At 55.0% G+C, this 13695-nt stretch carries 7 protein-coding genes and 3 pseudogenes; 6 read left to right on the top strand and 4 right to left on the bottom strand.

From position 1 onward, the window contains the following. Positions 1–33: 33 nt before the first annotated feature. The 4 genes and pseudogenes from murG (at position 34) to thrB (ending at position 3139) form a co-directional block, all read left to right on the top strand. The gene (murG, locus tag DO97_RS08955) at positions 34–1131 is read left to right on the top strand and encodes an undecaprenyldiphospho-muramoylpentapeptide beta-N-acetylglucosaminyltransferase (protein ID WP_036532585.1); all 1098 of its coding nucleotides are present in this window, start codon (positions 34–36) and stop codon (positions 1129–1131) included. 50 nt (positions 1132–1181) lie between these two features. After that, positions 1182–1592: a tetratricopeptide repeat protein gene (locus DO97_RS08950; RefSeq protein WP_052128549.1), complete on the top strand. Its 411-nt coding sequence runs from the start codon at positions 1182–1184 to the stop codon at positions 1590–1592. A 67-nt stretch (positions 1593–1659) separates the two neighbouring features. Beyond that, entirely contained in the window at positions 1660–2166 is a 507-nt protein-coding gene (locus DO97_RS08945) for a hypothetical protein (protein ID WP_036532583.1), read from the top strand. A gap of 25 nt (positions 2167–2191) precedes the next feature. After that, positions 2192–3139 (top strand): annotated as a pseudogene (thrB, locus tag DO97_RS30980) (homoserine kinase). A 6-nt stretch (positions 3140–3145) separates the two neighbouring features. Here thrB and DO97_RS08935 read toward each other — a convergent pair. From DO97_RS08935 to DO97_RS08920, 4 genes and pseudogenes are all read right to left on the bottom strand, one after another. Then, complete coding sequence (locus DO97_RS08935) at positions 3146–4183, bottom strand: serine hydrolase domain-containing protein (RefSeq protein WP_036532581.1); 1038 nt, start codon at positions 4181–4183, stop codon at positions 3146–3148. A 172-nt stretch (positions 4184–4355) separates the two neighbouring features. After that, positions 4356–5420, bottom strand: coding sequence for a RuBisCO accumulation factor 1 (locus tag DO97_RS08930; protein ID WP_036532579.1), 1065 nt, complete (start codon positions 5418–5420; stop codon positions 4356–4358). Positions 5421–5453: 33 nt separating this feature from the next. After that, positions 5454–6350, bottom strand: a complete 897-nt coding sequence (locus DO97_RS08925) for a DUF6999 family protein (protein WP_052128548.1) — start codon at positions 6348–6350, stop codon at positions 5454–5456. Between the two features lie 12 nt (positions 6351–6362). Then, positions 6363–8223, bottom strand: a pseudogene (locus DO97_RS08920) (3-oxoacyl-[acyl-carrier-protein] synthase III C-terminal domain-containing protein). Between the two features lie 223 nt (positions 8224–8446). Between DO97_RS08920 and sir the strand changes: the two are divergent. Beyond that, a pseudogene (sir, locus tag DO97_RS08915) lies at positions 8447–10364 on the top strand (sulfite reductase, ferredoxin dependent). A 137-nt stretch (positions 10365–10501) separates the two neighbouring features. Next, positions 10502–13600 (top strand): FHA domain-containing protein, encoded by a 3099-nt coding sequence (locus DO97_RS08910; RefSeq protein WP_072016409.1) that lies wholly within the window; start codon positions 10502–10504, stop codon positions 13598–13600. Positions 13601–13695 lie beyond the last annotated feature (95 nt).

Genomic DNA, 13695 nt, shown 5'->3' with positions numbered 1-13695 from the left:
GGCTATTCCTGAGATGGACTTCAGCACCTACCGATGACGGATCAAAGACCGACAGGGCAGCGACTCCTAATTGCAGCCAGTGGCACAGGGGGCCATCTCTTCCCAGCAATCGCCACCGCCGAGCAACTGCCCGACTTTGAAATTGAATGGTTAGGGGTATCCGATCGCCTGGAAACCCAACTGGTACCCAGCCACTATCCCTTACATACGATCGCCGTCACCGGGTTGCAGAAACGCTTCGGGTTGGAAACTCTCCGCATTCTCTGGCGGTTGATGGGCGCGGTGTTTCAAGTCCGAAAACTGCTCCAACAGGGTCAGTTTCGGGGTGTCCTCACCACCGGAGGGTACATTGCCGCCCCGGCGATTCTGGCGGCCCGATCCTTGGGACTGCCAGTGGTTTTACACGAGTCCAATGCCATTCCTGGCAAGGTAACCCGATTCCTGGCCTGGTTCTGTAGCCGCGTGGCGGTGGGCTTCCCGGTGACTGCTCGCGCCTTACCCACCCAGCGCACCGTTTGGGTGGGAACCCCAGTGCGATCACAATTTCGCCAGCCAACACCTTTGTCCTCCCTGGAGATTCCCCCCGAGGTACCGCTGATTGTCGGGGTGGGGGGAAGTCAGGGGGCGATCGCCCTCAATCGTTTGATCCGCCAATGTGCCCCTGCCTGGTTAGCCGCTGGGGCTTGGGTGGTTCATTTGACGGGGGACAGCGATCCAGATGCCCATAGCCTGATCCATCCCCACTACGTGGCCTTGCCCTTCTATGACAATATGGCGGGGTTATTGCAACGGGCGAGTTTAGCCGTAAGTCGAGCCGGAGCCGGAACCTTGACGGAGTTGGCGGTGACGGGGACTCCAGCAATTTTGATTCCCTATCCCTACGCCGCCGAGGATCACCAGACCCACAATGCCGCCAGCTTCGCAGCGGTCGGGGCGGGATTCGTGTACCAACAGGCTGATCTCACCCCTGAAATGTTAGAGACCCAGGTGTTAGCCTTGCTCCACGATCCCACCCGTCGAGAACAGATGGCGCACCAGGCGGCCTCCCTGGCGGTGACAGACAGTGCTGAACAGCTAGCGATGCTCGTGCGTCAATCCCTGGCAGGAACGGTCAGGAATGGGGTGGCTTGAGGGAGAGTACTTGAGATAGTTTGGGGGGAACCGTGACAGTAGGAACCATCATGAAGCGAATCTATCGGGGTTTCTTGGTGATTAGTCTCAGTGGGCTGCCCTTGATGGGAGGGGTGGGGATACCTGGGAGTCTAGCGCAGACCCAGCCTGTAGCTTCCTTACAGCAGCAATTGCAGCAAGCACTGCGGCAGTCAGAACAGCGCCAGTTCCCAGCGGCGATCGCCACGCTCCAGCAAGCACTGCAACAATCCCGACAGTTAAAATCGCCAGAATTTGAAGCCTTGATCCTGACGGAACTGGGGCGAAATTACTATAGTCTCGGTCAACCCCAGTTAGCCCTGGAAGCCTATCAGCAAGCTTTACCGATCCTCCAGGCTTTGGGGAATCAAGCTTCAGAAGCCACAACTTGGAATAACCTCGGCACCCTCTACGAGGGATTCGGGGCAACCCCCAGCGGCTGAGGCAGCATTTAGCCAAGCCCTGAATCTTTACCAAGCGCTCCAGGATCGCGGCAATGCCTCCATCGCCTTGGCAAATCTCCGGCGAGTGACTCCAACGATTGCCCCCTCTCCACCTGCGATCGCCCTTCGGACACCCTCCCTGCCCCCCGCCTTACCCCCTGCTATCAAGGGTGCGGTTAGCTCCCCACCCCTGAGCGTCCGGGCTCTGTCCCAGCAGCTTGGTGAACTCAGCCATTCCTTCCAATGCCTCCGCCCTCTGGCTCTCTCAACCCAGACGCTGGGCAAGGGCAACAACCGCTTCAACCTCGGGGAGGTGCAAAGGATGCTGCAATGCCTCAGCCAAAATCTCCCTCAGGGATTCCCAGAGACCTTGTCCGCTGAAACCTCCCAGGAGAACCTGCGTCAAACCACTCAAGTTCTGGGACAATTTCAGCAGACGATGCAGTGTCTGAGTCAGGAGGCTCCTAGAGGATTGAGAGGGAGCGCTGAAAATTTGCCACTACTGGGAAATCTGAACCAGTTTCAGAAAACCCTGGACTGCCTCGATTCCCTGCTGCAAAGTGCTCGACCTTGAGCGCCCTAAAGGAAAAACTGACTTCATGCCTCGACCTGATGCTGTTACCGTCACTGTCCCAGCGACCACGGCCAATATCGGCCCCGGATTTGACTGTTTGGGGCTGGCCCTCAGCCGCTACAACCGCTTTCGCTTCTCTCGATTGCCCGCAGCGGCGGCGTTAGAGATTGCTGTCACAGGTCGGGATGCCGCAGGCGTAAAAACCGATGGCAGTAATCTGGCCTATCGTGCCTTTACCCACTGTTATCAGCAGTGGGGAGAGATCCCCCCCCGCTGTGGCAATTCAGATTCACCTGGATGTGCCCTTAACTCGCGGCTTGGGGAGTTCGGCAACGGCGATCGCGGCGGGGGTGGTGGCAGCCAACGCCCTGGCTGGGTTCCCCTGGGATCAAACTACAGTGCTTCAACAGGCGATCGCCCTGGAAGGACATCCTGATAATGTTGTCCCAGCCATCGTCGGGGGATGTTGCCTCAGTGCCACCGGGCAGGAGCCATCGGCATGGGTGATTTGCGATATCCCCTGGTACAGTGAACTCGTCCCCGTGGTTGCCATTCCTAACTTTGAGCTATCGACCCAGGAAGCTCGCCAGGTGCTGCCCCTGCACTACTGTCGGGAAGATGCCATTTTCAATACCGCCCACCTGGGTCTCTTACTTCGGGGGTTAGAAACGGGGAAGCGACGTGGTTGCAGGCGGCTCTGCAAGACCGGATTCATCAGCCCTACCGTCAAACCCTGATTCCAGGCTATAAGGCCGTCGAGACCGCCGCAGTGGCAGCAGGTGCCCATGGCTTAGTCATCAGCGGTGCGGGGCCGACCCTCTTGGCCCTCGTTGATCGACCCCAGGTTGCAGCCGTCGAGGCCGCGATCGCCGTAGCTTGGGAACAGCAGGGGATTGCGACGGAGGTAACTGCCTTGGCGGTTGACTTTCAGGGAACGCAGGTGGAGCTAAACGCCCTGGGAGACGAACCCTGAAGTTAGTTATCGTCCCAACGCCAGACTCAAAAACCGTTGATGCTCGAAAGTGCCTCTTTGCAGCAGTGTGCGCAGCTTTAACTTGCCTTGGCGAACGATCACCAGCTGTTCTGACGGGAAAATATAGAGCGACTGGTTTCCGGCTCCGATGGCCATTACCAAATTCCTTGGCGCTGGTTTGATGCGATGAAAGGGACGATTGCGCGGCATTTCTCCCTCGACATTGAGCCAAAACGTCAGACCATAGGCCGGATTGATCCGGGAACCTTGGAAGCAGTTACTGAGCAACTCAGGTTTGAGCAAGCTCTGACCTTTCCACTGTCCTCGATTTGCGATCAAAATCCCAAACTTTGCCCACTCATGGGCAGTCAGACTGGCTCCAGAGGGGAGATTGGGCATCCCATCCGCCGAACGTTTCCAGTCCCCGATCTGGAGTCCAATGGGAGTTAGTACTTGCCGCTGGAGATAGGCCAGTGGATCCTCTGACATCCCTGCCTTGGCCAATTTACGCCGGATCAGTTCTCCAAATATCTGAAACGGCACTGGCCCATACTGAAAGCGGGTTCCCGGTTCAGCTGTTAGGGGTTGCTGGAGTGCCTCGGTGTAGGTCGGAACCCGCCCTAGGGTGCCGCCGGATAGTCCACTGGTGAGACTCAACAACTGTCGGAGGGTAATTTTGGATCTCACGGCATCTGATCGCCACTCGGTAATGGTTTGAGAGACGGGTTCATCAAAGCTCAGAAGCCCATCTTGAATGGCAGCAACCGCGATCGCGCAGGAGAATGACTTAGTACCACTGGCAAGGGGATGGGGTTGGTTAGCCGGGATGCCCGGTGCATAGGACTCAAAAATCACCTTGCCCTGCTGAGCAACTAGCATCGCCAGCCCCTCGTTGGCTTCCGAGTAGTCAGCTGCTTGGCGATAGTTGGCCAGATCCGTTGGCAATTGGGATCGGGCTGGCGTATTGGAATTCAACATTGAGCAGCCAAGTAAAAGCATCGCGACGGTCAGCCCAGCAAAGACCAGTCTGAAAGATCTGTCCATAAACCTCTGAAACGCTCCTCATTTAAGAGGACTTCAGACTACTCTGAGGTTCAAAAACTCCCGAATTTTCCCTCTTAAAACTCGGCCTGAAGGTCTAAAACAGTGGGTGACGGAATAAATTTTCGAGTATTCATCGCCTTTGAGATCAAACACCCTCATCCTGGCATGATTTTTACTCATCCACTTGCCAGGGATCTTGATTGACCGCTTCAATCAGCACCTTGCGGGGACGCATCACCAGCACCACCCGTCCCAGGATCGGTAACATTGGAGTTTCAGGGAACCATTGCACGATCAACTGATCGTCCTGCTCACTTAAGAAATAACCCTCGTTACTCCACTGACGTTCTGCCCGATCCACCACCAATAGGAGTTCCTCCGCTGCACCCGGTAGGGGGGTGGGCAACCGTTCACTGTCACATAAGAGCGCCACTGGGTCTGCCGCATTGAGAATCACTTGCCACCCTGGAATTGCCACCCAGACACCACTGCCCTGAAAGGAAACCAACTGGAAGGGAGCCACAGCCTCGATCCAAGGGGTCGCCTGTAAATCCGCTGGGGTGAGGGGCAATTTACCCACCACTGGCAAGATCCGGGGCAGTTCTTCCTCACTGTCGAGACGGTAGAGCGGCCAGTACGGGGCTTTTTGCGGAGCTACTACGGTAAAATCCGTGAGCAGTTGCTCAATTTGGTGGCGAGCGGCTTCACTGTGGACGTAGGTAAAAGCTTGTCCAATCAACCGCGATCGCGCCTGGAGATCGGGCTGTTGGCGGGCTTGCTTCCAGTACTGGTGAGCCATCGCATCCCCTGGATGCCGGGAAAAGCCCTTGGGCAGTTCGGGAAGCCGCCCATAATCTTTTAAGGCTCGCACGACTTCCCTCGCCCCATCCACATCCAGTTTTTTAGCCCAAATCAAGGCGGCAGCTTCGGCACGTTCTTCCTGGGTCAACACCCGCAACTCATAGAGAATATCGCTCCCTCGCTGTTGAAAGTGCGCCTGCACCGCTTCCGGAGCTGCGGTAACCACCAGGGTGGCATAGACCTGAGCAGCGACGATAATCTGATTTTGTTGAATCGGCTCAAAGCCCGTGGCTTCAAAAATTGCCTGGGGACTGTGGCCTGATTTTTGCAAGGTTTGGCAGGCTTGCCCCCATTCCACCCAAGTCCCTTCCTTACGGCGCAAGGATTGCAGCAATGCTTCAGCGTCAACAGCAGAGGTCGGGGGAAGATCAGACATAGCACACTTACGGGCTGGCGGTACCTGCCCAAATCATAGTAGATCCCTGTCCTGCAAATGCTGTTGTTTACGGATTTCCAGATAGCGGTGCAGGTATTCACTGAGAATTCCATGGAGAATTAAATCTCGAGCCGCATGAAAGGGGCTGTTGGGCGCTAGGGGATGGCGATTGGTCACCAAATGGTTCCAGTGATGGTCCCCTGTCACCACACTGACATGACAGGCAATGGTTTCATCCAATTGCAGGGATAAAACTGCTCGTTCAAATTCATCACAGGTAAGCCAGAGGGAATAAAACACCTTGAACAATTCAATCGCTGATTCCAGATCCAGCACCCTCAGCGGGGAGGTGTGGTTCTCCGCCACCTGCACCTCCAGAGGTTGGATGCTGTCATAGCTCAACCCCCGATGCTGTAACTTCCCTACCCAGTCAGGATTGGCTTGCTGGGCAGCTTGGTAGTCCAAGAGAAAGTTATAGAGAATTAAATCGTGTTCGAGAAAGGCATTCTCTGCTAGATCCGCCACAGTGCGGGGATACAGTTGGGATTTTTCTAAGGTGGAGTCTGGGCCATTGTCAATCAAAAAGTTAACAATATTGGAGCCAATGCCCAGATGCCGCACAATCAAGTAGCAGGCGGCAGGGCTGACCCAGGTCTGCAAGAACCAGGCCGCAGTGCGGTGCATCAACTGGTAGGCATGGAACTGAAAGGGGAGCAGCCGCTTCAGGGTCAAAATCATAGCCAGCGATAGATTAGCCACCAGCCGGATCGGCACCAAGAGGTAGCGACGACTCCAGCTTTGTAAATCCTGAACCATATAGGCTTTGGCCACCGGATCCACGGGAATCGCCTGATCGAGGTACAGGGCATCCCAAGCATTGGGATCGCGGCGATCGCGCGGGGCGGGGAAATAAGACGCAAGGAGGGTCATAACTGGAGCCTGCTAACGAATTGCTTCTAATTGCAACACATACAGTCGCGCCGTCACCTGAGCCGTTTTTACAATCCGGCGAGCCATGGCATCCGTCATCCAATCTGCGGCGAACAGGGCATCGAGTTTGGCGGTGTGGGCTTGATCATGGTCAGCATGGTAAGCCAAAAACGAAACCTGCTCACGGGGGAGTCCCAAGGTTTGTTGAATCTGGGTTGCCCATTGCCCCGCTAGACGGGTTCCCAAACCTTCAATGATGAACAGACTCCCTAACAAATCAATGGGGTTCTCCTGATCCGCCCGTTGAAAGATAAACGCCGACAGCGCCTCACTGCCGATATTTTTCTCCGCCTGCTGGATTGTCTCCAAGCTACCCCCCACCGAGACAAAATTGTGCTCAAGCATTTGGTAGTCCCGATGTTCCTCCTGGGCATGACCAATAAACAGCGATCGCAGCCGAAAGTCAGTCATGTTCGAGGCTGCACGAGCAATCCAGCGAGCACCTTCCACCACCTGGGGGCGCAAATTACACAGCAGAGCCTGGTAATCCTCAAGGGTGAATTCCCCCCCGATGGAGCTTTCGCACCAAGGGCACCGACCGGAGCTGGCGTTCAAATTCTAGCCACACCAGGGTGAGCTGTCTCCAGAGCCTTGCCGGAACTGATTCTGGGGTTTCCAAAGGCAACACCACGGCGGGGGAGTCAGTCTCCTGTAGACCTGGGGGTAGGCAATGGGGGGGATGACCTGCCACCACCCGCAACATCAGGTAGGCAGTGGTGAAGCGACCACTTTCCGGGACAAAACAGAAAATTGTCTGACCGGGTTGGAGTTTACCCGAGTGGAAGAGTTCCTCCAACATCAGGTAAATGGCCGCACAGCCCGTGTTCCCCTTTGTGTAAAGATTGGTAAACCACTTGGATTCTGGGATTAGGCACCCTGCTTTTTCCAGCAACGTCACAATTTGGCTGCGGAAAAAGTCAGAGGAATAATGGCACAACAGCCAGTCAATCTCATCGGGCTGCACCCGTCCGGTTTCGATTAATTTCAGCCAGCCCTCCACCCCCAGTTTGACCACATCTTCCAGCAGTCGGATATTCTGACGCAGGTTGATCGCCCCCGCCGCCGCGGCGGTACCGTAGGTCGGATAGTCTAACCAGCTTTTCTGAGCCGTAGCATCCCTCGCCCCTGCGTACATACACACCGGGTAGGCATTGGCATGGGAAATCAGTTCGATCCACTCTAGTTTTAAGCTCAACCCTCGGGGATTGGGATGATTTTGGAGCCAACAGGCTCCCGCGCCATCGGAGAGCATCCAACGCAAAAATTCTGTATCAAAGGGGAGGGATTTCCCGGTTTGGACTGCCGATTGATCGGTAAATTGGGTGTGTTTAAATAGCCGGGACGCTAACTCAGAAGCCACGGCGATCGCCCCCCGTTTACTGCCCAAGGCCACTTGAGAGGCCGCATATTTGAGCGCGGCTACCCCCGCACAACAAACCCCCTGGGTGGAGACAATTTCTAAGGGACTGAGTTCGGGTAAGTTGCCATGCACCATGCTGGCAAACCCTGGAATCAGTAAATCTGGCCAACTGGTGGCAGCACAAAGCAGATCAATGGCTTCCGGCTCTAGGGCTGCCTTTGCCATCAGATCTCGAACTGCCAGGGCCGCCATTTGACTATTCTGATAGGTGGTATTTTGCTGGCGATCCAGGGCGTAATAGCGTTGTTGAATGCCATTACTTTTGAGAATCCGATGTTTGACCTTGGAAGGGCGATCGCCAATTTTGCCCAAGTAGTCTTCCATCTGTTGATTATCAATGGGATTTCCCGGCAGAAATCCAGCGATGTTATTGATATAAACACCGTGCAACATAGTTGTGAATTGTGTGAGGAAGGAATACTTTTGACTGTAGGCAGCTCCAGGGGTGCGATCGTTAGGATCTGTGACAGTTCCTCGACCGAGACCTGGTTCGGAGGCAGCGATCAGGTTTTCTTAAGCTCCCCTGCGTTGAGTCCGATCCCAACGGCAGGCTAAGATAGGAAAATTCAACAGATTTCCGATCAAGTTACCGGAAATTCAGATTCGTTTAGCACCTATGGTACAGACTCCGACGCCCACCCCGCCGCCAGCCCGCAAACTTTCCAAAGTAGAGGGCATTAAGGAACGCAGTCATGGACTGCGAGAACCCCTGGCAACTGAACTGCTGCAAGAGACCACCCACTTCAGTGAAGATGGGATCCAAATCCTCAAATTTCACGGGTCCTACCAGCAAGACAATCGCGATCATCGAGTCAAAGGGCAGGAAAAAGACTATCAGTTCATGCTGCGAACCCGCAGTCCCGGTGGATTTATTCCCCCCCAACTGTATCTGACCCTCGATCAACTCTCGGAGACCTATGGCAACAGCACCCTGCGAGCTACCACCCGTCAGGGGTTTCAACTCCATGGGGTGCTGAAAAAAAATCTCAAAGTAGTGATGGCCGCCATCGTCAACAGCATGGGGTCTACCCTCGGAGCCTGTGGCGACCTCAACCGCAATGTCATGGCACCACCGGCTCCCTATCGCCACCGCCCCGAATATGGGTATGCCTGGGAGTATGCCCACCAGATTGCCGATCTCCTCACCCCCCAAACCGGGGCTTACTACGAAATCTGGTTGGATGGGGAAAAGGTGATCTCAGCGGAAGAAGCTCCAGCGGTGAAAGCAGCCCGCCAACGCAATGGCAGTGGCACGATCTTCTCGGATCAGGAGGAACCGATCTACGGCAGCCACTACATGCCCCGGAAGTTTAAGTGTGCTGTGACGGTTCCTGGAGATAATTCAGTGGATCTCTACTCCCAGGATGTCAGCCTGGTGGTGATCACCAACCCCCAGGGAGAACTGGAAGGGTTTAACGTCCTGGCAGGAGGGGGACTAGGCCGAACCCACAATAAGGAGGAAACCTTCCCGCGTTTGGCCGACCCCATTGGCTATGTGGAGACAGCCGATATCTATGACTTGATCAAGGCCATTGTCGCCACCCAGCGGGACTACGGCGATCGCGGCGAACGACGACACGCCCGGATGAAGTACCTGATCGAAGATTGGGGGGTCGAACGCTTCTGCGCCAAGGTTGAGGAATATTTCGGCAAACCGATTCTGCCCTTTAAGCCGCTGCCAGAATTTCAGTATTTAGACTTCCTCGGCTGGCACGAACAGGGGGATGGCAAGCTGTTTCTAGGGTTGTCGATTGATAATGGCCGGGTTCACGACCAAGGGACGCTGCAATTGAAAACCGCCCTGCGGGAAATTGTGCAGCGGTTTAGCCTCCCCATGCGCTTGACTCCCCACCAAAATTTACTGTTCTACGATATTGAGCCGTCTCAGCAGTCTGAGATCCAAGGGATTCTCAACCGCTGCGGCATTCAACGGGAAACCGAGATTGATCCCCTGGTGCGCTACGCCATGGCCTGTCCAGCATTGCCCACCTGTGGATTGGCGATCGCAGAGTCTGAGCGGGTGATTCCTAGTATCCTGGGGCGGATTCGCACCCTATTGAGTCAGGTCGGTCTGGCTGGGGAGCATTTTGTCATCCGGATGACGGGCTGTCCCAATGGCTGTGCCCGACCTTACCTGGCAGAGTTGGGGTTTGTTGGCAGTGGCCCCGACTGTTACCAGGTCTGGCTGGGAGCCGCCCCCAATCAAAGTCGCCTCTCCCAGGCCTATCTGGAAAAAACTGCCGATTGACCAGCTGGAAGCGGAGCTGGAACCTATTTTTGTCTACTTTAAGCAGTCCCGGCAGTCAGGGGAAGCCTTTGGAGACTTCTGTCATCGCGTCGGCTTTGCAGCCCTGCGTCAGTTTGTGACCACCTATGAGGCCACCACGCCGCGGGTCACCAAAACTCGCCATCGCATTACCGTCCAACCGGATCTCTACGCCCGTCTGCAAACAGCGGCAACTGCCCAGGGCAAGCAAGTATCCCAGTTAGCCACTGAGGCGATCGCTGCTTACTTAGCAGGCGAAGCCCCATAGACCATCGGATCTCAACCCAAAGCACATCCCCAAAACCTATACCCAGTCAGCTTTAGACCTGCGTTAGTGCCTAAAGTGCAGCTTTGCAAAGCACTGAAAATCCAGTACAGTTGCAGCAAAATGATCGCACACAACGTATGACGGCAAGTCCCGCCCGGTTAGAAGTAATCAAAAACATTGGTCGGCAGGAGTTTCTGATCGAGCAGGACACGGTCAGCATTGGTCGAGCGCCGGACAATCACTTGATTTTGAACGATCCAACGATTTCTCGCTACCACGCCCAGATTGATCGGGGCAGTGAAGGCTACTTCATTACAGATCTTGATAGTGCCATTGGCACCAAGGTGAATGAGTTCCAACTCACTGCAAAAACAGCTCAAGCCCTGAGCAATGGCGATCTGATTCAGATTGGTACGTTTACGCTCTGCTTTCGCACCAATCAACAGATAACTCCCCACGCCACCCTCTCCTATGGTTTGGCGACAACAGCTCCCGTTCTGAGAATTATTACCGATCAATGGTTTCAAGATTTTTCCCTGAATCGGGAAACATTACTACTGGGTTCTCACCCCACCTGCGATATTGTCATCCATGACCCAGCGGTGGTTGCCTGCCACGCCCGTCTGGTTCGACAGGCAGACAATCGCTTCACGATCATCAACCTCAGCACCCCAGAAGCATTGACCGATCAGGGCAGGCCAGTGGATCAACGGGATCTGCAAGCAGGGGATAGCCTGCGCATCACCCCATCCCTGAGTTTGTCCTATCGAGGGGTGCAACCTATAGAGGAGATGGCCCTGGAGAAAGTTTGGTTGCCGCGCCTGCCCGTGACGCAGCTGGAGGGCTATGAACCAGAAACGATGGCCTTAACCAGCCTGACGGAACTGGGCATTAGCCTGCCCCCCGATAACCTCTCCCTCAGTGGCCGCAATTCCTTGAGCATTGGCCGTGATCCGCGCAATGACATGGTGATCAGTCATCCCACGGTCTCCCGCTTCCACGCCAAGGTTGAGCGGCAAAATGGTTCTTTTGTCCTCAATGATCTGGGTTCCAGTAACGGCACCTATGTGAATGGCAAAGAAGTCATGTCCCCCGTCGTGCTGCGGACAGGGGATACCATCCGCATTGGGTGCGATCGCTTAGTGCTGAATATTGATGAATCCTTCACCCAACATGTTGAGGAGGGGAATCTCCGCTTAGATGCCCTGAATCTCTGTAAGGTGGTGGGCAAGGGTACCCAGATTCTCAACCACGTCTCCCTATCGATCTTGCCCCGGGAATTTGTCGCCATTCTTGGCCCCAGTGGCAGTGGTAAGTCCACCCTGCTGGATGCCCTCAATGGGCTGCGCCCAGCCAGTAGTGGGGCGGTGTTGGTGAATAGTATGGATTTGTACAAGAACTACCACGCCTACCATGCTCAACTGGGTTATGTCCCTCAGAAAAATATCATCCATGAGGAATTGACCATTGCCCAGGCCTTAGAATTTGCGGCCCAACTGCGGATGCCCCCCGATACCACCCCAGAGGAACGCCGCCAACGGATACAAGTCGTCCTCGCTGAATTGGGGCTCTCCCATCGGCAGCAGGTTCCGATCAAGTTATTGAGTGGAGGGCAGCAACGCCGTGTCTGTATTGGGGTGGAGCTGCTAACCAAGCCCAGCCTGTTCTTTTTGGATGAGGCCACCTCGGGTCTTGACCCCGGCACCGAAGCGGACATGATGAGCCTCCTGCGGCAGTTGGCCGATCAGGGGCGCACGATTCTGATCATCACCCACGCGACGCAAAATATTCGAGAATGTGACCTCGTCATTTACATGGCAGAGGGGGGACGGGTCGCCTACTTTGGCCCCCCTGAGCAGATGCTGGATTACTTCCGCGATAACTTCCGGGAACAGTTCCAGGGCATGAAGCTCCAAGACTTCTCCGGCATCTACCGAGCCTTAGATATTGAGAAAAACCCCAACGCTCCTTCGGCGGAGGAACTCCAGCAAAAATATTGCCAGTCCCACCTCTATCAACAATACGTGGTGCAGCGGCAACAAGGCATCGTCCTAGACGATAGCCGCAAAAACAGCCGCACCCGTCCTAAGTTTCCTCCCCAGAGTCGTCAGCGGGTTTCCGCTTGGCAGCAGTTTCTGATTTTATCGGGTCGCAATCTGGCAATTCTGCTTCAGGATCGCACCAATCTCCTCCTGACCCTGGCGATCGCCCCTCTGCTGGCAATGCTCGACTTTTTTACCTGGAAGTCCAATCTGTTTGACGCTACCCATGGCAGTGCGGCCCAAGCGCTGACGATGCTGTTTGTCACCGCCTTGGTGGCGGTGATGGTGGGAGCCATGACCACGATGCGAGAGTTGATCAAAGAGGTAGAAGTCTACCGCCGGGAACGGATGATTGGTCTCCAGGTTTTGCCCTACGTGCTCTCGAAGGTTTGGATTGGGGCGCTGCTGGCCATCTACCAGGGAGGGGCTTATCTGCTGGTGATCAAACTCGCGGTTAACCTTCCCGGTGGGTTGGAAGTGACCTGGCAGATGTATGTGACCCTGGTGTTGGCAATCTTTGGGGGCATGGTGACCGGTCTGCTCGTCTCTGCGATCGCCCCGAATCAGAATGTGGCTCCGCTGCTGATTCTGATGTTTTTGATTCCCCAGATCATCTTCAGTGGTGGCATTCAACCGATTGGTTCCTTTGGGTTACCCGGCCAGGTGATTAACAATCTCACCGTGATTAAATGGCCCTTTGAGACCTTAGTCACCTTGTCGGGTTTGGGGCAAGGGGTGGCGAAGGATGCTTGTTGGCAGAAAACTGAAGCCGAACGGGATCAATTGACCGATGCCCAACTCAGCCAATGTCACTGTTTTGGCTCCCAGGTGTTTAAAGTCTGTGACTTCCCTGGCATTAAGGCGAAGTATGACCCCGCCGTTGATCTGCCCCAGCCCGTGAAGCCAACCCCACCGGGAGAGATGCCCTTTGATCCAATCTTGGCTTTGCAGTATCAAAGCCAAGTCGATGCCTATCAAAAAGCCATGGAAACCTGGCAAACGAACTATCTTGACTGGCAACAAAAACGCAGTAAGTCCATCAATGAAGCGGAGGGTCTGATCAACCGCTTCAACAAAGACCAGGGCTATATGTTCAATGTCAATGTGGTTCAACACTGGCGCAATTTAGGCTTATTGATTCTGGGGATGTTGGTAGTGATCCCGTTGTTGCAAAAACGCAAAGATTTTGTTTAGGCAGTCGCTGCCCCTGGAGCACTCAGTCCTGCATTTCTGACAAAAAAATCCGGAGATTTTAGAACCGCCGAGGCAGAATAGGAGGAACATCAGGT

The sequence above is a fragment of the Neosynechococcus sphagnicola sy1 genome, assembly GCF_000775285.1.
In the GTDB taxonomy this organism is placed as follows: Bacteria; Cyanobacteriota; Cyanobacteriia; order Neosynechococcales; family Neosynechococcaceae; genus Neosynechococcus; species Neosynechococcus sphagnicola.
This window is presented reverse-complemented; position numbering and strand designations above follow the sequence as displayed.

What these genes read in the sequence shown, in the direction of transcription:
- murG (WP_036532585.1), top strand. Translation starts at nt 34, where the DNA reads ATGACGGATCAAAGACCGACAGGGCAGCGACTCCTAATTGCAGCCAGT.
- DO97_RS08950 (WP_052128549.1), top strand. Translation starts at nt 1,182, where the DNA reads ATGAAGCGAATCTATCGGGGTTTCTTGGTGATTAGTCTCAGTGGGCTG.
- DO97_RS08935 (WP_036532581.1), bottom strand. Translation starts at nt 4,183, where the DNA reads ATGGACAGATCTTTCAGACTGGTCTTTGCTGGGCTGACCGTCGCGATG.
- DO97_RS08930 (WP_036532579.1), bottom strand. Translation starts at nt 5,420, where the DNA reads ATGTCTGATCTTCCCCCGACCTCTGCTGTTGACGCTGAAGCATTGCTG.
- DO97_RS08925 (WP_052128548.1), bottom strand. Translation starts at nt 6,350, where the DNA reads ATGACCCTCCTTGCGTCTTATTTCCCCGCCCCGCGCGATCGCCGCGAT.
- DO97_RS08910 (WP_072016409.1), top strand. Translation starts at nt 10,502, where the DNA reads ATGACGGCAAGTCCCGCCCGGTTAGAAGTAATCAAAAACATTGGTCGG.